This is a genomic window from Mycobacterium pseudokansasii (assembly GCF_900566075.1).
GTDB classification, from domain to species: domain Bacteria; phylum Actinomycetota; class Actinomycetes; order Mycobacteriales; family Mycobacteriaceae; genus Mycobacterium; species Mycobacterium pseudokansasii.
In genome coordinates this window covers 423,663-442,816 of record NZ_UPHU01000001.1, presented here as the reverse complement: position 1 = coordinate 442,816, position 19,154 = coordinate 423,663, and the positions used below count along the sequence as shown (strand labels likewise).

At 67.8% G+C, this 19,154-nt stretch carries 14 protein-coding genes and 4 pseudogenes; 7 read left to right on the top strand and 11 right to left on the bottom strand.

Going from position 1 to position 19,154, the window contains the following annotated elements; all coding sequences use genetic code 11:
- Positions 1-123: 123 nt before the first annotated feature.
- From EET10_RS02015 to EET10_RS01985, 7 genes and pseudogenes are all read right to left on the bottom strand, one after another.
- Entirely contained in the window at positions 124-414 is a 291-nt protein-coding gene (locus EET10_RS02015) for a WXG100 family type VII secretion target (RefSeq protein ID WP_036399029.1), read from the bottom strand.
- A gap of 29 nt (positions 415-443) precedes the next feature.
- Positions 444-737: a type VII secretion system protein EsxG gene (esxG, locus tag EET10_RS02010; protein WP_036399031.1), complete on the bottom strand. Its 294-nt coding sequence runs from the start codon at positions 735-737 to the stop codon at positions 444-446.
- Between the two features lie 46 nt (positions 738-783).
- Complete coding sequence (locus EET10_RS02005) at positions 784-2,118, bottom strand: PPE family protein (RefSeq protein WP_063467815.1); 1,335 nt, start codon at positions 2,116-2,118, stop codon at positions 784-786.
- Complete coding sequence (locus EET10_RS02000; RefSeq protein WP_036399035.1) at positions 2,115-2,429, bottom strand: PE family protein; 315 nt, start codon at positions 2,427-2,429, stop codon at positions 2,115-2,117. Before EET10_RS02000 ends, EET10_RS02005 begins: the two co-directional genes overlap by 4 nt.
- A 540-nt stretch (positions 2,430-2,969) precedes the next feature.
- Positions 2,970-4,444: pseudogene (locus EET10_RS32580) on the bottom strand (PPE domain-containing protein).
- 138 nt (positions 4,445-4,582) lie between these two features.
- Complete coding sequence (locus EET10_RS01990; protein WP_099187939.1) at positions 4,583-5,488, bottom strand: class I SAM-dependent methyltransferase; 906 nt, start codon at positions 5,486-5,488, stop codon at positions 4,583-4,585.
- Between the two features lie 10 nt (positions 5,489-5,498).
- Positions 5,499-6,898: pseudogene (locus EET10_RS01985) on the bottom strand (PPE domain-containing protein).
- 290 nt (positions 6,899-7,188) lie between these two features.
- Here EET10_RS01985 and EET10_RS30395 point away from each other — a divergent pair.
- Positions 7,189-7,740: pseudogene (locus tag EET10_RS30395) on the top strand (PE family protein); the annotation flags it as partial.
- Between the two features lie 930 nt (positions 7,741-8,670).
- On the top strand, positions 8,671-9,960 hold the full coding sequence (locus tag EET10_RS32105) for a hypothetical protein (RefSeq protein ID WP_425461702.1): 1,290 nt from the start codon (positions 8,671-8,673) through the stop codon (positions 9,958-9,960).
- Between the two features lie 117 nt (positions 9,961-10,077).
- Here the strand turns inward: EET10_RS32105 and EET10_RS01975 are convergent, their stop codons facing one another.
- Complete coding sequence (locus EET10_RS01975) at positions 10,078-10,986, bottom strand: oxygenase MpaB family protein (protein ID WP_063467071.1); 909 nt, start codon at positions 10,984-10,986, stop codon at positions 10,078-10,080.
- Positions 10,987-11,075: 89 nt separating this feature from the next.
- Here EET10_RS01975 and EET10_RS01970 point away from each other — a divergent pair, with 89 nt between their 5' ends.
- Positions 11,076-11,795, top strand: a complete 720-nt coding sequence (locus EET10_RS01970) for a TetR/AcrR family transcriptional regulator (RefSeq protein ID WP_036399039.1) — start codon at positions 11,076-11,078, stop codon at positions 11,793-11,795.
- Here EET10_RS01970 and EET10_RS01965 read toward each other — a convergent pair.
- Together EET10_RS01965 and EET10_RS01960 are read right to left on the bottom strand one after the other, a co-directional pair.
- On the bottom strand, positions 11,728-12,276 hold the full coding sequence (locus EET10_RS01965) for a hypothetical protein (RefSeq protein WP_036399041.1): 549 nt from the start codon (positions 12,274-12,276) through the stop codon (positions 11,728-11,730). The genes EET10_RS01970 and EET10_RS01965 overlap by 68 nt on opposite strands.
- Positions 12,273-12,857 carry a VOC family protein gene (locus tag EET10_RS01960; RefSeq protein WP_036399043.1) on the bottom strand — a complete coding sequence of 195 codons (585 nt, stop codon included), beginning with the start codon at positions 12,855-12,857 and terminating at the stop codon, positions 12,273-12,275. The genes EET10_RS01965 and EET10_RS01960 overlap by 4 nt, the downstream gene beginning before the upstream one ends.
- Before the next feature lie 89 nt (positions 12,858-12,946).
- On the opposite strand from EET10_RS01960, the gene EET10_RS01955 reads away from it, so the two are divergent.
- The 4 genes and pseudogenes from EET10_RS01955 to EET10_RS01940 all read left to right on the top strand — a co-directional run bounded on the left by EET10_RS01955 (position 12,947) and on the right by EET10_RS01940 (position 17,371).
- Positions 12,947-13,555: a TetR/AcrR family transcriptional regulator gene (locus EET10_RS01955; RefSeq protein WP_036399045.1), complete on the top strand. Its 609-nt coding sequence runs from the start codon at positions 12,947-12,949 to the stop codon at positions 13,553-13,555.
- A 1-nt stretch (position 13,556) separates the two neighbouring features.
- A complete protein-coding gene (locus EET10_RS01950) occupies positions 13,557-14,672 on the top strand; it encodes an alpha/beta hydrolase (protein WP_036399047.1) in 1,116 nt (371 codons plus the stop codon).
- Positions 14,673-14,743: 71 nt separating this feature from the next.
- Positions 14,744-15,090, top strand: a pseudogene (locus EET10_RS01945) (NAD(P)-dependent oxidoreductase); the annotation flags it as partial.
- A 73-nt stretch (positions 15,091-15,163) separates the two neighbouring features.
- The gene (locus EET10_RS01940; RefSeq protein WP_036399049.1) at positions 15,164-17,371 is read left to right on the top strand and encodes an acyl-CoA dehydrogenase family protein; all 2,208 of its coding nucleotides are present in this window, start codon (positions 15,164-15,166) and stop codon (positions 17,369-17,371) included.
- 74 nt (positions 17,372-17,445) lie between these two features.
- Here EET10_RS01940 and fadD2 read toward each other — a convergent pair whose 3' ends face one another.
- Positions 17,446-19,116, bottom strand: coding sequence for a long-chain-fatty-acid--CoA ligase FadD2 (gene fadD2, locus EET10_RS01935; protein ID WP_036399051.1), 1,671 nt, complete (start codon positions 19,114-19,116; stop codon positions 17,446-17,448).
- Positions 19,117-19,154 lie beyond the last annotated feature (38 nt).

Here is a 19,154-nt window from a genome sequence, read left to right as displayed (position 1 = left end):
GTCGAGCCACCGGCCCGGCAAGCGTCCGGGAGTAGTCGTCGTGATCATCCGAAGAGCATTGAGTTGGCGAATGCAGCTAGTTGGTGATCACTCCGGCTGGCGCCGACCAGCTGCTCCGTTCGGTTAGGCGCCCCACTTGGCGGCCTCGGCGGTGTCGCGGGCCAGCATCGCCATCGTGTTGGATTCGTGGGTAGCGGCCATCGACTGGTAGGACCGCATCAGGTCCTCCATGGCCTGGTTCCACTGGGTCTGCCAGCCCTGGTAGGTCATCCCGGTATCGCCCTGCCAGGCATTCGACAGCGCGGCCTGCTCGTTGGCGACATCGGCGCCCAGGCTGTGCAGGGTGCCGGCATACCCGGACATGTCCCCGGCATGGCCGAGCATGGCCGGGTAGTTGTACATGATCTGTGACATCACAAGTCCTTTCGAGGTGCTAGGGCGACTCAGAAGCCGGTGTAGGTGGACGCGGCGGCGGCATCGGCGGCCACATAGGCGCCCGCGGCGTCACCCAGGTTGGCCTGGGCGATATCCAGCAAGGTGTTGACCTTGGCGGCGGCCTCCACAAAGCGGGCGTGAGCGCCCTGAAACGCCGCGGCGGACTCGCCCTGATGGAACGCCTGCGCCGACATCGCCGACTGCTCGGCCTGACCGATGGTGTGACGCATCAGCGCCGCCTTGGCCGTAAACGCCGACTGTGACGCGACCAACTGCGGAATATGGGCATCCAGCAAACTCATAACTCTTCCTTTCGATGTGGTATTCCAGTTATTCGTTGTCAGCTCGTCAAGCTGCAAACGCCTGTTGGCTGCCCGCTTCGAGGGCAGTCGACTCCCAGGTGGCCGGCAGCATCGGCAGGTGCGCGGCACCGCCGTACTCGGCGCCCTGCAGCGCAATCAATCCGCACGGCTGTCCGACGATCTCCTTGCCGGCCGTTCCGGCAAACCCCAATGTCCCAGCGCCACGATCAGAAGCCGATGCCGACGCCGGCGTGATCCCGGAACCCGGCTGCACTGTCGACACCAGGCGCGCCGGCTCCGCCGCCCCAACAGCAACCGCCGCAGCACCGGGCGCCGGCTCCACTGCCGCGACCGCCACGGCCGGCGCAGCAGCCAATCCCGCAGCCGGCGCGGCCACCACAGCCGCCGCCGGCATAGCGGCCAATCCGGCCAATCCGGCCACAGGAACAACAGCAGCAGCCATCGCTCCCACCGCAGTGCCCATCAAGAGCGAACCGACACCGAACAAATTGCCAATAATCCAGCTGCCAATAACGTCGACAACTTCCAGGACAAGAGCGAACAGCAGCAATGGAATCAGCATCACTCCGATGGCAAACCAGGTCTCGGTGAGAACCAGCATTATCACGGCTTCGAGTGCCACCCAGAAATTCAAATTCACAAGTGCGAGGATCAAATTGTACGACCACAGAACGAACGAGAAGGCGGCGTTCACCAATAACTGGCCGATCTGTGTCCATGCCTTCGAGAACAATTCCAGGAACTGAAGTAATTGATGCCACGGGAAGGGGGTAAGGGTTTGACCCGCCGTGGCCGCGGCGTTGCCGGCCTCCCCCACGCCGGGTTTGACCAGTACCGGCGCCGGCGTGATATGCGGTGTCGAGACCAATGCCGCGCCGCTGACGGTCTCATAGACGCCCATCGTGGTCGCGGCCTGGATCCACATCCGGACATAGTCGGCCTCGTTGAGCGCGATCGGAATGGTGTTGATACCAAAGAAATTCGTCGCGACCAATACCCCGTGGGTGACGTGGTTGGCGGCCAGTTCCGCCAAGGTCGGCATTGCAGCCAGTGCGCTGACGTAGGCCGCAACCACGGTGTCATGCTCGGCGGCCGTTGCCGCACTGTCGGCGCTGGTTTGCATCAGCCACGCCACATACGGCACGTGGGCGGCCACGTACGCTTCGACGCTGGGGCCTTGCCACGCGCCAGCCTGCACCGCTGCCAGTATGAGCGTGAGTTCTTCTGCCGCCGAAGCATATTCGGTACTCAGCGATGTCCATGCCGCCGATGCTGCCAGCAGCGGAGCAGGGCCGGCACCGGCGCTGAGCAATGCCGAATGCACCTCCGGCGGGCTGGCCATCCACAGCGGCGCGGTCATACCCAACCGCCTAGGGCCGAGTACGTCACCGCCGCCGCGACGTCACCGGCAGCGTAACTGACGCCGGATTCAGCGACACCGATCCCCGAACGGCCAAGCTCTTCAATGCCTTCGGCCGCCACCGCGGCGTGTGCGCTGCCGTGCGCGCTAAACCCGGCCGCGGCCTGTACCGACACCGGGTCAGCCGCCGGCGGCACCACAGCCGTAATCACCGGCAGTGCAGCCGCATGCGCGGCCGCCAGGCGAGCGGTGAGCGCTTCCACCTCCGCGCTGGCCGCCGCCAAACCTTCCGGAACCACTTGCAACGTCACTATCGACTCCTTCCGATTGTGTCTCATCCACCTGCACGACCGAGGGCCTTGTCGGCCACAGCTGTCGGACGCGGTGCGGAAAAAAATCTCACGGATCCTAACTATTGTCAACAGTTGTCAATAGCTACGGTTACGTAGGAAAAACCTACGTGTGCGTAGGCATTTCGCACCGACAAGAGTCGTTGAGCGACGGCGGAATGTACCGTTGCCACCCGCTGCGGCGGCGAGATCCGGTCGCGTTCGTCGAATTGCACCTGTGGTTCTGCCCTCTAGTTCGACCCTTTGGTTCGACCCTGTATCCCCCGCATCTGAGTGACCAGCGAATCAGGCTGCCCGCCAAATCTTTTCGTAGTGGAACCGGTCAGGTGCGAACAAACGGCGGGTGCGGTTGGCGGGTATGGGGATGATTCGCTGAGTCACGCTGCGGTGGACGCGCGTGCCAACGATTACTTGCCGAAGCTATTGCGGCCCTTTTTGTTCAGGTTCGTTGAGCCAGCAGCAGATCTGACTATCACTGATATCACTATCTGCCAACGGATTTCATGAAACCGGATCGGTATTCCAACCACCGGGAACCATTGGCACGACCGGTCCGTCACCGAACCCGCCGCCGGTGAGCGTCGCCAGCCCTGCGGCTTTCTGGATGCCTTCCGGCTTGCGGTTCCGGTGAATCCCAGAATCCCCGCACCCTGACCGGACGCCGTGGCCGGAGCAGGCGCTGTATCCGATGCGGGTTTCCGGGTCCAGAAATTTGTAGCGAAAACCACAGTCCTGCAACGCCTTCCGACGACGCCGACGCGCGCGCTTCTCCTCCCGTGCCCCCGCAGCAGCCGCCGCCGGTGTGGCAACGTGATCCGGTTCGGGCGCTGACCGCCGGGCGGAACCGCTCATGGCCGAGTCGAACCCCACGCCGGGGCCCCCGACGACATAGGGAAAAGCCGCACCGCCGACCCCGGCGGCCGGCGGTGGTGCGGCGGACGCCGCTGACACCGCGGCCGGCGCGGCCGGCGGCGCGGGGGCCGTCGTTGGAGCCGCAGCCGGCGTTGCCGCCGCGGTCCCGAACGAGGGGCTGGCGACGGCATTCAGGCCGGGCTCCGACGTGGCGGGCATCGGCGCAACCACCCCCTGGGGCACTGCGGCCGGCTGGATTCCAGCCAGCGCACTCAACCCGGCAAAGCCGGCCACGAGACCGGGGGCCATGATCGGCAGCGCCAGCGGGAGGGCCTGCAATTGCGGGAACGTGCTGATGACTTCGCCCACGTGGCTGATTTCGTCGGCAACAAGTAACGGAATGTCGTTCTGAATTGGCGCGATCGACGCGGACGGGTTCTCCGGAAATTCCTCCAGATCCCTGCCGAGGGTCTGGGTGATTTCGGTGAAACGGTTTATCCACCAACTCAACTGCGTCGGGTCGCCACCGTCATAGTCGACGATTCCGCCGTGGTCACCCTCGTCGGCGCCGTCGTCGGCGTGCATTACCTCGATTTCCGGGGCCGGCTCGGCCGGCGGCGCGGACGCCACCGCAGCACCGGAGAGCGCCTGATACGTCGACATGGTGACAGCCGCCTGTATCCACATCCGGGCATAGTCGGCCTCGTTGAGCGCGATGGGAATGGTGTTGATCCCCGAAGAAGTTGGTCGCGACCAGTACTGCATGGGTTGCATGGTTGGCCGCCAGTTCCGCCAGCGGCGGCATCGCGGCCAGCGCCGCGGTGTAGGCCGCGGCGCTGGCCTCATGCTGAGCGGCCCCTCGTCGCGCTACTCGCGCCGGCCCGCGACAGCCAGGCCAGGTACGGCACGTCGGCGGCCACATGGCGTGCGGCGGTCGGTCCCTGCCAGGCGCCGGCCTGAACCGCCCCCGGATGCTCGGCGAGCTGCTCTGCCACCGCGGCGTATTCGGCACTCAGCGAACTCCACGCCGACGCCGCAGCCAACATGCCGCCCGGCCCGGGGCCACCGCTGAGCTGGGTCGAATGCACCTCTGGGGGCCAAGCCATCCACACCGATGCTGTCATGGTCAGGCCAGGCGGTCGAGAGCAGCCGCTAGCGCCATGCAGGCCTCCTTGCCGGAATACGCGGTGGGCCGTCAGTAGTCGTACGCCGGCCCGGAAAAGTTCCCGCGCAAGGCGAACTCATTGCGTCTTCCGATGCGCCTACGGCTTGGTGGCGCTGACCAGAGTGTTGCGCACAAACAGCGCCCCGGCCTCGGTCCCCGGTTCCGGCACCGGCCGGCCGACCTCGCGGAGGTACTCGACCAACGGAGTACCGAGTGCAGTCCAGCCATGCGCCCCGAACCACTCGGTGGCCGGTGCGCACTGCTCGTTGTAGACCAACTGGAAAAACGGATTCGCGTCACCGGCCGCGACGACGGCACGTTCTTCTTCCACTTTGGCGGCGAATTCCTCCGGGGGAAGCGGGCTTCCGTCCTCCACGGCGGCGTGGCTGCCAGGACAGGCGAGGATGTCGATTCCGGTGAACAGCTGCTCCTGCGCGGCGGCCGGAAGATAGATCAGCAGCCCCTCGGCGATCCATGCCGACGGTGTGGCAGGATCAAAGCCGTTGTCTTGCAACGCTTGCGGCCAGTCTTCCCGCAGATCGACCGGGATTTCACGTCGCTCGGCGCGCGGGGTAGCGCCGTGCCGGGACAGCACCTCGCGTTTGAAATCGAGCACCGGCGGCCGATCCAGCTCGAAGACCGTGGTTCCATCCGGCCAGGGCAGCCGGTAGGCGCGTGAATCCAGTCCGGCGGCCAAGATGACCACCTGGCGCGCTCCGGCGTCGGCGGTCCGCTGGAAGTAGGCGTCAAAGTACCTGGTGCGGGCGCCCTGGAAATCGACGAAGTGCTCGCCGAATTCCTTGCTCTTCAAGTCGTGGTCGGGAGCCTTGCCGTCGAGCACGTCGGCCCAGGAACCGCCGACGGCCCGGCAGAACAGTTCCGCGTACGGATCGACGGCCAGCGGGTCGGGCTTTTGGGCCTCCAAAGCCCGTGCCGTGGCGACGAAAAGCGCGGTCGATCCGACACTCGTGGTGATGTCCCAGGTGTCACCTTCACTACGCACCCAACCGACATTAATGCCTGGCTGGGCCGTCCGGCTCCCAGGTACCGGGGAGCATCGGCTCCCTGGGTCCGGCATCGAACCGATCACCGGCCAGCGTGGCCAGGCCTGCCGCCGCGCCGGCTGTGTCCTCGTGAACTGTGCCGGCGAATCCCAGGTTCGCCGCACCTTGATCCGAAGCAGTCGGCGCAGCCGGCTCCTCGTCCTGCGGTACGTCCCAGTCCGGGCCGACCTCGACGTCCATAAACTCGTCGCCGTAGCCCCGCAGCGCCGCGCTGCGGCGCCGCCGCCGTCGGGCCTGCTCACGGGCGGCCGCCGTGGCGGCCGCGGCGGCGGCGCTGGTCGCGGAGGAGGGAGCCGGCGCCGGCGCGGGTGCCGCAGCCGACGGGGTAACCGACGGCGGCATCCCGGCGACCGGCACCAGGGTGGGCGCGGTGGCTACCGACGGCGCCGCGACCGGCGGGATTCCGGCCAGGCCGGACAGCCCCGCAAACCCGGTCACCGCCCCGAGGTTGGAGATGGCGCCGCGGATGGCGACAGCGAGCAACTGCGGGGACTGGCTCAACGTTTGGACGATCTGCGCGACGTGAGTCTGCCAGTCGAACAGCATCAGTTCGACGAGGATTTGCATCGCCGCCGCCGGGCTGGTGAACAGTTCCTTGGTGAACGTTTGAAAGTCCTGGCTGAATTCGAGAGCACGAACAAGCCACCAGATGGGCTGGGCCGCATTGGTGTACTCGTCGTACGGGATGCCATTGACCGTGCCTTCGGCGGGATCCCAGATCACCCGGCCACCGGTGATGATGCGCAGGACTTCGGCAACGAAGTTGTCGATCGGCGTGGGGTCACCCCCGTGTTCATGGTCATGGCCGTCGTCGGCGGCTTCGGCTGTCACAATCTGCGGCGCCGGGGTGGTCCGCGGTGTGGATGCGACAGCCGCTCCGGACGCCGCTTCGTAGGTCGTCATGGTGCTGGCCGCCTGAATCCACATCCGCACGTAATCGGCCTCGTTGAGCGCGATCGGGATGGTGTTGATCCCGAAGAAGTTCGTCACCACCAACACGCCGTGGACGGCGTGGTTGGCCGCCAGCTCGGCCGGCGTCGGCATCGCCGCCAGCGCGGCGGTGTAGGCGGCGGCCACCGTTTCGTGCCGCGCGGCCGCGTCCGCACTGACCGTGCCGGCTTGCATCAACCACATCAGATAGGGCACGTGGGCGGCCACATACCGCTCAGCGCTGGGACCTTCCCAGGCACTGCGCCCAGCACGGCCATGAGTTCGTCTGCCACGGCGCCGTATTCGGCACTCAGCACCGACCGCGCCGCCGCCGCGGACAGCAGCGAACCCGGTCCCGGGCCACTGCTGAGCAACGCCGAGTGGACCTCCGGCGGCGACACGATCCACACCGGCCACATCACCGCGAACCACTGCAGATGATGAACATGATTTTCATTATTGCTCTTCGACCACCGCGGACCGCCACCGTGCAAGTCCGGTAATCGATGTGGGGCTCGGCCACGCGGGCCATCACCGTCGAGGGTGGGCGGTCGCGGCCGCAGGCTCGCAAAACCTCGCCCGGATTTCCGGCAAACCCACCACTGTGTCCGCCGCACGGCGATACGCTGTGCTGGCCGATTTTCTCTGGTGACGGGGGAGGCTCCAGATCGGCGTGACAGCGCAGTCATGGCGTATCGGGAGGTGTCAGATGTCGTTTCTGATCGCAGCGCCGGAGGCGCTGGTGGCAGCGGCAACAGATTTAGCCACTATCGGGTCGACGGTCGGCGCAGCCAATGCCGCCGCCGCGGCCAACACGACGAGCTTACTGGCCGCGGGCGCGGACGAGGTTTCGGCGGCGATTGCGGTGCTGTTCGGTGCGCATGGCCAGGCCTATCAGGCGCTGGGCGCGCAGGCGGCCGCATTCCACCAGCAGTTTGTGCAGGCCCTGACCGCGGGCGGGACCTCGTATGCGGCTGCCGACTATGCCGCTGCGACGCCGCTGCAGCCCCTCTTGGACGCGCTCAATGCGCCGTTCGTCGCCGCTACCGGGCGTCCACTGATCGGCAATGGCGCCAACGGGGCCCCGGGGACCGGGGCCAACGGCGGGGCCGGCGGTTGGCTGATCGGCAACGGCGGAGCCGGCGGGTCCGGAACGTCCTCGACGACCGCCGACGGCGGCAAGGGCGGCGCCGGGGGGGCGGCCGGGCTGCTCGGTAGCGGCGGGGCCGGCGGGGCCGGCGGCAACACTTCGGCCGCCGGCAAAGCCGGCGGGGCCGGGGGGGCCGGGGGCAACGCCGTGCTGATCGGCGCCGGCGGCGCCGGCGGCGCCGGGGGTAGCTCGACGGATGGCGGCGGCGCGAACGGCGGGGCCGGCGGGGCCGGCGGCAACGCCGGCATGCTCTACGGCGCCGCCGGGAACGGCGGTCCCGGAGGGTTGACAAACGGTGTCGGTGCCACCGGCGGCGCCGGCGGGGCCGGCGGAGCCGGCGGGCTGTTCTCCGACGGCGGAGTCGGCGGGGCCGGCGGGGCCGGCTCGTCCGGCGGCGCCGGCGGGGCCGGCGGGGTCGGCGGGCTGTTCTCCGACGGTGGTACCGGCGGGGCCGGCGCAACCGGCAGCGTCGTCGCCGGCACCGGCGGGAAAGGCGGAGCGGGCGGTGACGGCGGGATGTTCGGTGCCGGTGGTACCGGTGGCAGCGGCGGGGGGGCCAGCGTGGGTGGCGCCGGCGGGGCCGGCGGTAACGCCGGCACGCTCGCCATCGGAGCCGCGGGCGGAGCCGGCGGCTCCGGCGGACAAGGCCTCCTCACCGGCGGCGGGGACGGCGGAGCCGGCGGCAACGCCGGCATGTTCTTTGGCTCCGGCGGCGCCGGTGGCGCCGCCGGGGCGGGCTTGACCAAGGGTGGAGCGGGCGGGGCCGGTGGCAACGCCGGCATGCTCAACGGCTCCGGCGGCGCCGGCGGCACCGGCGGCGCTGGTAACACCGGCCCCGGTGGGGCCGGCGGAGGCGGCGGCAAGCCCGGGCTGATCGGCAACGGTGGTAACGGCGGTGATGGCGGCGCCAGCGCGGCCGCCGCCGGCGGCAACGGCGGCACCGGCGGCAACGGTGTGCTGATCGGGAACGGCGGTAACGGCGGCAGCGGCGGCACCGGCGCAACCCCGGGCAAAGCCGGCCTCGGCGGCCTCGGCGGGTTGCTGCTGGGTGCAGACGGAATACCCGCTCCGCCCAGCCCCAGCCCGCTGCACACCCTGCAGCAGGATGTGCTCAATGTGGTTAACCAGCCCGTTCAGGCCCTGACCGGGCGTCCACTGGTCGGCAACGGCGCCAACGGAGCTCCGGGGACCTCGACTCGCGGCGGGGACGGCGGCTGGTTGTTCGGCAACGGCGGCAACGGCGGGCACGGCAATACCAATACCGCCGCCGGCGGCACGGGCGGGCCCGGCGGGGCCGGCGGGGGCGGCGGGGTCCTGTTCGGCAGCGGCGGCACCGGCGGAAGCGGCGGGATAGCCACCGGCGTCGGCGGGAAAGGTGGCGCCGGCGGCGCCGGCGGTTCCGCCCTGCTGATCGGCTCCGGCGGGACCGGCGGCACCGGCGGGTTCGGAAACTCCGGCGGCGGTGGCACCGGCGGCGCCGGCGGGCGCGGCGGCAACGCCGGCTTCTTCTTCGGCGCCGCCGGAACCGGTGGCGCAGGAGCCGCCCCCGGTAACCCGACCGGCGTCGGCGGCGACGGCGGTACCGGCGGGCTGTTCGCCGACGGCGGGGCCGGAGGAGCCGGCGGGTTCGGCGGAGGCGGCGGCAAAGGTGGGAACGGCTTGGTCTTCGGCGCCGGCGGCACCGGAGGGACCGGCATGTTCAGCGGCAACGGCGGGGCCGGTGGGGACGGCGGGCTGTTCGGCGCCGGCGGTACCGGCGGCTCCGGCGCCGGCTCCACCGGCAACAACGGCGGGGCCGGCGGGTCCGGCGGCAACGCCGGTATGTTCGCCCTAGGTCCGTCCGGCGGAGCCGGCGGCAGCGGCGGGGTCTCCAACAACCTCGGCGGGAAGGGTGGGGCCGGCGGGTCCGGCGGTTTGTTCTTCGGCTCCGGCGGCGCCGGCGGTAACGGCGGATGGGGCGGGGCCGGCGGCAACGCCGGCACCGGCGGTGCCGGTGGCGCCGGCGGCAAAGCCGGCTTCCTCATCGGCTCCGGCGGCGCCGGCGGCGCCGGTGGCGCCGCCGGCGGCGGTGCTACCCCCGCCGGCACCGGCGGCAACGGCGGGGTAGGCGGCGCGGCCGGGTTGTTCGGCAGCGGCGGTAATGGCGGGGCCGGCGGTGACGCCGGACCGACCACCGGCACCGGCGGCAATGGCGGTAACGGCGGCAACGCCGTACTGGTCGGCGATGGCGGCAACGGCGGTAATGGCGGGAAGGCTGCAGCCAATGGCAAGGCCGGCACCGGCGGCACCGGCGGGCTGATCGGCGCGGACGGGTTGAACGGGTTGCCGTAGCCGGACAGGCTCCGGTCTACGGCAACCGCGGTTTCGTCGGGCGATGCCCCTGGCGTGGGCCGCATTGGCGGGCAGCCACCCACGCAGGTTGCCCCCTCACGGCGGGGCTGTCGCCCGCTACACCAGCGGGCGCCCGGCCTTGATCCGCCGGTCCAAGTCCCAAAGCATCAGGTTGAACGGGAACTGCCGGACGGCCCGCGGCATCATGGCATTCACCGTCCCAATTACCGCCATCAACCGGTCGAAAAGCTGTTGTTTGCCGGCGTCCCAGGGCAACCGCATCTCGTCGCGAAACCGTTGCGGCAGAAAGCCAGTGGTGATCAGCAACGCGATACTTTCCGGAACCCTGCGCAGCACGCCGGGCAAGGGCACACCCGGTATCCGGGCTGCGGCAATCGGATACAGGTAGTCGCGAACGGCGTCGTCGATACGCACCTTCTTCAGCGACTCCTGCCAATACCGGTCAAAAGCAGCTCGATCCGGTGGCCACATCTCCGGCGGTACCTGCAGCGTGGTCGCCAACGCCATAGTCTCGCGGTAATGACGGTCGGCCTCTGCGTCGTCCAATTCGCCGACGAAGATGCGGTGCACATCAGCCGCGCCCTTGCACATGCATGCCGCCACCCATAGCTGCAACTCGGGGTCAAATGCGTTGTACTGCACCGGACTTTCGGATGTCGAGTACACCTGAGCGTGCGCCCGGTTCACCGCGCGGCGGTAAGCAGTTTGCTGGGCGTCGCTGCCGGCCATGGCCACCGCGAGATAGGTAAAGGTGGTGCGCGTCCGCTTGATCGGGTGCAGGTCCAACCGGCCGCTCTCGACCCGGCTCTCCACCACGCCGTAGCCGACTTCGGGTCGCGCCAGCTGCATGATGACGTTGGCCGGGCCGGCCAGCAGCGCGATCCCCATCAAGTTGTCGTCGGTGGCGGCCGGCCGCGCGCGCCCAGCCCGCCCGGGCCGGGGTGGGTCGGCCACCGGACGCTCGACATGGGGAACGGGCTGGCGAACCGCACCGGGAATTGCCACCGTACGTCCTCCTGCCGAGCCGAGCCGACCCGCTAATTGTGATAACGCCTGTTTCCCGATATTGCTCGGGTCCCTGCCCTGGTGTCAAGATGACGTTCGTGACCGAAGACTCCGGGTCAGGCGAACCCTCCGCACGCCCGTACCGCGGCGTCGATGCGGCCCAGCGGCTGGCCGCGCGCCGTCGGCAGTTGCTGGACGCCGGCTTGGACCTGCTCGGCTGCGACGACGGGGACATCACTGAACTCACGGTCCGCGGCGTCTGCCGCCGGGCCGGCCTGTCGGCCAGGTATTTCTACGAAAGCTTCGCCGACAAGGACGAATTCGTCAGCGGCGTGTTCGACTGGGTTATCGCTGAGCTGGCCGCCACCACCCAGGCGGCGGTGGCGGCGGTGCCGCCACACGAGCAAGCTCGCGCCGGGATGGGCAATGTGGTGCGGACCATCGCCGGCGACGCGCGCATCGGACGCCTGCTGTTCAGCACACAACTGGCCAACCCCGTGGTGATGCGTAAGCGCGCCGAATCCAGCACGCTGTTCGCCATGTTGTCCGGTCAGCATGCCGGCAACGCGCTACGAATTCCGGCAAATGAGCACATCAAGGCGGGCGCGCACTTCGCCGTCGGCGGAGTCGGCCAGACCATCAGCGCCTGGCTTGCCGGGGACGTCGCGCTCGAGCCGGACCAACTCGTCGAACAGCTCGCGTCGTTGCTCGACCAACTCGCCGACCCGAAGCTCTACCACCTCACGGGAACAGCGGCAGGTGCCACAGCCGCGTCCCCGGTCGAATCAGCCAGAGCCGCGCCAAGGTAAGCCGCATGATGCGCTGCGCGCTGGTGATCATCACGGCAGCAACCGGCAGCTCCAGGGACACCGCGGTCAACACCGACCACCAGCGCTCGTCGGGCCCCGCCGTCATCAGGTCGAACCACGCGTCACAGATCAGCAGCACCCCCGTGGTGAACGAGGTGAGTAGCAACAGCTGGCGGCGCAGGTAGCCCAACACGGCCGTGGCCATCATGAACCCGACCAGCAGAATGTCGAAACCGACCCAGGTGGCCGGCCAATTGTGCGCGACGTAGTTGGCCGGCAGTGTCAGCCCGAGAAATGCCGTCCACGGGATCAGCGCCAGCGCGCAGCCGATGACCAGGCGCAACCGGACACGCCGAGTCCGCGCGAGGGTGGTCTCGTCCACCAACTCACCCAGCGGCCGCTCCAGCCGGGAAATGAGCTCTCGCCGTTGCTCTGGACTCAATGCGGCGATCTGATCGTCGGTCAAAATGCCGTCAGTCACGGCTTACTAGCCACCGCCGCGGGGCGCCGGTCGGCCGCCGTCCTCGGGACGGCAGGCGTGTCGTTCTCGGTGAATTCCTTTATCCAGCATGCAAATTCCAGGGTGATGCCATCAGGGTCCTGGAAATAGAACGAGCGCACGTACACCCCGGGATGCACCGTCGCCGATACCTGCATCTGGCTCTCGTCATGATTGAGCACCGGGCCCACCCGCACCCCTTTGTCCTTGAGCCGCTGCCGGTAAGCGTCGAACTTTTCGGCCGGGACGTGGAACGCCAGATGGTTCATGGTGCTCACAGCGCTGGTGATGTCGCCAATCCCCGGGATGGCGCCGGGCGAGGAAATGCCCGGTACTCGATCGGGCGCGCCGGCGAACCAGAAGAAGGCGACGCAGTCGCCGTTGCCGGCATCGAAGAAGAAGTGCTGCCCCTGGCCGCCGGGCAGGTCGAGCGACTTGATCAACGGCATGCCCAGGATGTTGCTGTAGAAGTCGACGGTGCGCGCCATGTCCGAACACACCAGCGCGACGTGGTTGATTCCGCCGAGTTCGAACTCGGTATTGGTGTTGTGCGGCTTGATCATCGTGCGGCTCCGATCGGCCCCTGCCCTGGCTAAGACGCAAATCTGAATCTAACATCAGGTTCAGTTTCGCTCCAGAGGAGGTGCGCCCGATGTCTGCATTTCCGACGCACCGCGGGCGGCGGACCCACGCGGCGATCGACACGGCCGCCCGAACGGTTATCGCGCGCAAGGGAATCCTGGCCACGACCGTCGCCGATATTGCCGCCGAGGCCGGCCGGTCGACCGCGTCCTTCTACAACTACTACGACTCCAAAGAAGCCATGGTGCGTCAGTGGGCACTGGGCTTCCGCGACGAAGCCAACCAGCGGGCCCAGTCCGTTACCCGGCATGGCCTGTCCAACCGTGAGCGCGCATATGAGGCTGCTGCCGCGCACTGGCACACCTACCGGAACCGGCTCGCGGAGATGATCAGCGTGTCGCAGTTGGCCATGGTCAACGACGACTTCGCCCAGTATTGGGCCGAGATGTGTGCGATTCCAACCTCTTTCATCACCGACACAGTCAAACGCGCCCAGTCGCAGGGTTATTGCCCAGGTGACGACCCCCAGCTGATCGCCGAGGCTATCGTTGCGATGTTCAACCAGTTCTGCTACCTCCAGCTCAGCGGGGCTCGTGCCAGAGAACCCGACGACCAGGCCTGCATCCAGACCCTGGCCAACATCTACTACCGAGCTATTTACGGCGAGGAGGTTCACTGAATTGCCCGATGTTGCACGCGAGTTCGTCGGCTTGCCATCGCCGACCGCCGGACGCGCCGGTGCCGGCGGACACCCGTGCCAGGGTCTCTACCACCACGTCGCCGGAACCAAGCCCACGGTGGCGATGATCGCCACCCACTACCAGATCGACTTCTCCGAACACTATCTCGCCGAGTATATTGCCGCCCGCGGGATCGGCTTCCTGGGCTGGAACAGCAGATTCCGCGGCTTCGAAAGCAACTTTTTGCTCGACCACGCATTGGTCGACATCGGTGTCGGAGTGCGCTGGCTGCGCGATGTCAAGGGCATGGAAACGGTGATATTACTGGGCAATTCGGGGGGTGGCTCGTTGATGGCCGCTTATCAGTCGCAGGCGGTCGACCCGAACGTCACCCCGCTGGAAGGTATGCGCCCAGCCACCGGGTTGACCGAGTTGCCCGTCGCCGACGGCTACGTCGCCACCGCTGCGCACCCCGGCCGCCCGGATGTGCTCACCGCCTGGATGGACGCCGCCGTCGTCGACGAAACCGATCCCGTGACAACGGATTCCGATCTGGATTTGTTCAACGAGGACAACGGACCGCCCTACTCCCCCGAGTTTCTCGCCCGATATCGCGCCGCCCAGATAGCGCGCAACGAGCGCATTACCGAATGGGCGCAATCCGAGCTGAAACGGGTACGTGCCGCCGGTTTTTCGGATCGGCCGTTTGCCGTGATGCGAACCTGGGCCGACCCGCGCATGGTCGACGCCACCATCGAACCGACCAAACGTCCGCTCAATTCGTGCTACGCGGGGGTTCCGGTGAAAGCCAACCGCTCAGCGCACGGCATCGCCGCGGCGTGCACGCTGCGCAACTGGCTGGGCATGTGGAGCCTCCGGGTGGCCCAAACCCGGGCCGAGCCGCACTTGGCCCGGATCACCTGCCCGGCGCTGGTGATCAACGCCGACGCCGACACCGGAGTGTTTCCCTCTGACGCCCAACGCATCTACGACGCGCTCGCCGGCAACGACAAGACCCGGACGTCGATCGACACCGACCACTACTTCACCACGCCGGGTGCGCGCGACGCGCAGGCCGACACCATCGCCAGCTGGATAGCCGACCGATGGCGCTAACAGTTCTCGCCCACTTCATGCCCGGCGAGAAGGTGCTTGATCTTGTTGCACCCGAACAAGACTGACTCGACATTCGATCGTGCGCCGAAGATGACGACGCGTCCTTCTATCGCGAATTGCGCGAAGCACAAGTGATTTGGCATCCGCTTCGTCCGCTGTCGGGCACCTACCTACACCGCGGGCCCGGATGCGGCTGGTCCACAAATTCGGCGCGGGGGTGAACACCATCGATGTAGCCGCAGCGACGCGACGCGGTACCCGCGACGACGGACGCCCTGGCTGGCGACCGTTGCCGCACCGGTTGGCCGGCGGCGACACCACCTCCCTGCACGAACCGTTGACCGGTGACACCAAGCAGCTGATCGACGCCGGCGCGCTGGCCCGGATGAGGCCGGATTCGGCGCTGGTGAGCACGGCACCCGTTGGCCAACCTGGCCAACCAACCCACCGGTTGTTAGCTTGGAAGGAACTCGCGCAAGGGAAGGCGAACAATGCCGATCGCAATCACCCGTGAACATCAAGACCTCGCCGATTCGGTGCGATCGCTGGTGGCGCGTGTGGCGCCGTCGGAGGTGGTGCATGCGGCCCTGGATGCAGACCCCGGCACCCCGGTCGAAAACCCGCCGCCGTACTGGCAGGCAGCCGCAGAGCAGGGGTTGCAGGGGGTGCACCTGGCCGAATCGGTGGGCGGTCAGGGTTTCGGGATCCTCGAGCTGGCCGTGGTGCTGGCCGAGTTTGGCTACGGCGCGGTGCCCGGGCCATTCGTCCCCTCGGCGATAGCCAGCGCGCTGATTGCGGCGCATGACCCCGAGGCCAAGGTGCTTTCCGAGCTGGCCACCGGGGCGGCCATCGGTGCCTACGCACTTGATTCCGGGCTGACCGCCACGCGTCAGGGTCTGCAGGACAAGGGGGTACTGGTGATCCGCGGCGAAGTCCGCGCGGTCCCCGCGGCGGCTCAGGCCGCCGTTCTGGTGCTGCCGGTGGCCATCGACAGCGGCGAGGAGTGGGTGGTACTGCGGGCCGAACAGCTCGAAATCGAGCCGGTCCGCAGCCTGGACCCGCTGCGGCCCATCGCACACGTGCGGGCCAACGCCGTCGAGGTCACAGACGACGTCGTGCTGAGCAATCTGAGCATGACCACCGCCCACGCGCTGATGTCCACGCTGCTGTCGGCGGAGGCCGTGGGTGTGGCCCGCTGGGCCACCGACACCGCATCAAGCTACGCCAAGATTCGCGAACAGTTCGGCAGGCCGATCGGCCAGTTCCAGGCGATCAAACACAAGTGCGCCGAGATGATCGCCGACACCGAACGCGCCACGGCCGCGGTGTGGGACGCCGCCCGCGCCTTGGACGAGACAAGCGAGGGCAGCCCGGACGTCGAGTTCGCCGCGGCGGTAGCGGCAACCCTGGCGCCGACAGCAGCCCAGCGCTGCACGCAGGACTGCATCCAGGTGCACGGCGGCATCGGCTACACCTGGGAGCATGACACGAACGTGTACTACCGCCGGGCGTTGATGCTGGCCGCCTGCTTCGGCCGCCACACCACCTACCCGCAACGGGTCGTGGATACCGCGACCACCACGGGTATGCGCCCGGTAGACATCGACCTGGACCCCGACACCGAGAAACTGCGGTCCGAGATCCGGGCCGAGGTTGCCGCGCTGAAGGCCATGCCGCGCGAGCAACGCAGGGTCGCCATCGCCGAAGGCGGCTGGGTGCTGCCCTATTTGCCCAAGCCGTGGGGTCGGGCGTCCGGCCCGGTCGAGCAGGTCATCATTGCCCAGGAGTTCACCAGTGGACGGGTCAAACGGCCGCAGGTCGGCATCGCGGCCTGGATCATCCCGTCGATTGTCGCGTTCGGCACCGAAGAGCAGAAGCAGCGCTTCCTGCCGCCGACCTTCCGCGGTGACATGATCTGGTGCCAGCTGTTTTCCGAGCCCGGCGCCGGCTCGGACCTGGCGGGGCTGACCACGAAGGCGACCCGGGTCGACGCCGGCTGGCGCATCACCGGCCAGAAGATCTGGACGACGGCCGCCCAATACGCGCACTACGGCGCACTGCTAGCCAGAACGGACCCGAACGCCCCGAAGCACAACGGCATCACCTATTTCCTGCTGGACATGAAAAGCCAAGGCGTGCAGGTAAAGCCGCTGCGTGAACTGACGGGCCACGCGATGTTCAACACCGTCTACCTCGACGACGTGTTCGTTCCCGACGAGTGCGTGCTCGGTGAGGTGAACCGGGGCTGGGAGGTCAGCCGCAACACGCTGACGGCCGAACGCGTGTCGATCGGCAGCAGCGACGCCAACTTCCTGGCTACCCTGCCGCAATTCGTCGAGTTCGTCCGCGACGGCCATTTCGACCAGGTCGCCCAGCACCGCGCCGGTCAACTGATCGCCGAGGGTCATGCGGTCAAGGTGCTCAACCTGCGCTCGACGCTGTTGACCATCGCCGGGGGTGACCCCATGCCGTCAGCGGCGATTTCCAAGCTGTTGTCGATGCGCACCGGCCAGGGCTACGCCGAATTCGCGGTGTCGACGTTCGGCACGGACGCCGCGATCGGCGACACCGATGAGCCGGCGGGCAAATGGGGCGAGTACCTGCTGGCCAGCCGCGCCACCACGATCTACGGCGGCACGTCGGAGGTACAGCTGAACATCATCGCCGAACGACTGCTCGGCCTGCCCCGCGACCCCTAAGTTCCCTGCGCCGAGCAGACGCAGAATCGCGGGGGCGCCGGGCGCACCATGCGATTCCGTGTCTGCTCGCGCCGCTAGATCTCCATCTCGCGCAGTTCACGCTTGAGAATCTTGCCGGTGGGATTGCGCGGCAGCTCATCGATGAAGATCACTTCCCGCGGCACCTTGTACCGCGCAAGGTGGTCGCGCACATAGTGCTTGATGGTGTCCTCGTCGACCTCGGCATCGGGCTTTTTCACCACGAATGCGCGCAGCCGCGCGCCCCACTCCTTGTCCTCGACACCGATCGCGGTGGCCTCCACCACGTCGGGATGCCCGCTGATCAGATCCTCCACCTCGGCCGGGAACACATTCTCACCGCCGGAGACGATCATCTCGTCGTCGCGGCCGCTGACGTAGAGCAGGTTGTGCTCGTCGAAATAGCCGACGTCACCCGACGACATCAGGCCGTCGATGATCTGCTTGTGCCCGCCGCCGGTGTAACCCTCGAACGGGAAGGCATTGCCGACGAAGATCCGCCCGACCTCGCCCTGCGGCAGCTCCTTGCCGTTCTCGTCGAGGATCTTGACCTTCACACCCTTGACGACCGGCCCCACCGTCGCGGGGTTGCGCTCCAGGTCCTTGGGCCCGGCGATGGTGGCGAACGCGATCTCGGTCGAGCCGTACATGTTGTAGATGACCGGCCCGAGGTCCTTGAGCGCGCGCGAGGCCAACTCGGCGCCCAGCTGCGACCCGGACACGAACACGATCTTCAGGCTGGACAGATCGGGCTTCTTCTTCATCTTTTCGATTGCATCGAGGATGCGCGACAGCATCACCGGCACCACCACCATGGCGGTCACCTTGTGCTTCTCGATGTCTTCCAGCACCAGCGGAGGCTTGAACTTCCGCCGCAGCACCAGCGTCGACCCCAGGAACATCGCGATGGTGGCATGCAGGTAACCCAGCGCGTGGAACATCGGCGCCGGCAGCGACGTCACCTCGTTGGCCTTGAAGGGAACATGCGACAGGATGCCGCCGACGGGCGCCAGCGTCGGCGGGGTGCTGCGGTTGGCGCCCTTCGGGGTGCCGGTAGTTCCACTGGTCAGGATGATGATCGACGCGTGCTTGCCGGCCTTGGGTGCGGGCGCGGTGCTGCTGCGCGCGATCAGGTCGGCGAGGGTCTCGTCGGTGCTTCCCGACGGCTCATCTTTATCGGGGTTGGTGCCCAGGGCGCGGAGCTTGCCCAGCGGCGGCTCGGCCTTGCTGACGGCCTTGGTGTACTCGTCGTCGTAGATGATCAGCTTGGCGCCTTCGCGCTCCGACACCTCCTTGATCTGCGGGCCGGAGAACTCGCTGTTGAGCAAGATGATGCGGGCGCCCACCCGGGCTGCGCCGTAGTTGGCGATAAGGAACCAGCGGTGGTTGCGCGCCAGGAGAGCCACCCCGTCACCGGCGCGCACCCCCTTGGCGAGCAGGGCGTTGGCCAGAGCGTGGGCGGCGTCGTCGAGCTCCTTATAGGTGAACTCGCCGTCTTCGTCGATACAGGCTGCCCGGTCCGGATGGCGTCGGGCGTTGAGCGACGGCAGCATACCGAACTCGCCCCACTTCACGATTTCGTTTGCCATCGCGGCATAGTTCAGCGGCGACTCCAACCGGAACGCGCCCGATTCGACGATCTTGCGCACGTAGTGCAGTTCGGAGGTACCGCGGTCGACGTATTGCTGGATCTTTCCGAGCCCGGGCAAGTCACTGAGGTTAGGCATAACCTCACAATATGTGACGGGAGTCGCAAAGCGGCCAG

What these genes read in the sequence shown, in the direction of transcription:
- EET10_RS01940 (WP_036399049.1), top strand. Translation starts at nt 15,164, where the DNA reads ATGCCGATCGCAATCACCCGTGAACATCAAGACCTCGCCGATTCGGTG.
- esxG (WP_036399031.1), bottom strand. Translation starts at nt 737, where the DNA reads ATGAGTTTGCTGGATGCCCATATTCCGCAGTTGGTCGCGTCACAGTCG.
- EET10_RS01970 (WP_036399039.1), top strand. Translation starts at nt 11,076, where the DNA reads ATGACGTTCGTGACCGAAGACTCCGGGTCAGGCGAACCCTCCGCACGC.
- EET10_RS01955 (WP_036399045.1), top strand. Translation starts at nt 12,947, where the DNA reads ATGTCTGCATTTCCGACGCACCGCGGGCGGCGGACCCACGCGGCGATC.
- EET10_RS02015 (WP_036399029.1), bottom strand. Translation starts at nt 414, where the DNA reads ATGTCACAGATCATGTACAACTACCCGGCCATGCTCGGCCATGCCGGG.
- EET10_RS01960 (WP_036399043.1), bottom strand. Translation starts at nt 12,857, where the DNA reads ATGATCAAGCCGCACAACACCAATACCGAGTTCGAACTCGGCGGAATC.
- EET10_RS02005 (WP_063467815.1), bottom strand. Translation starts at nt 2,118, where the DNA reads ATGACCGCGCCGCTGTGGATGGCCAGCCCGCCGGAGGTGCATTCGGCA.
- fadD2 (WP_036399051.1), bottom strand. Translation starts at nt 19,116, where the DNA reads ATGCCTAACCTCAGTGACTTGCCCGGGCTCGGAAAGATCCAGCAATAC.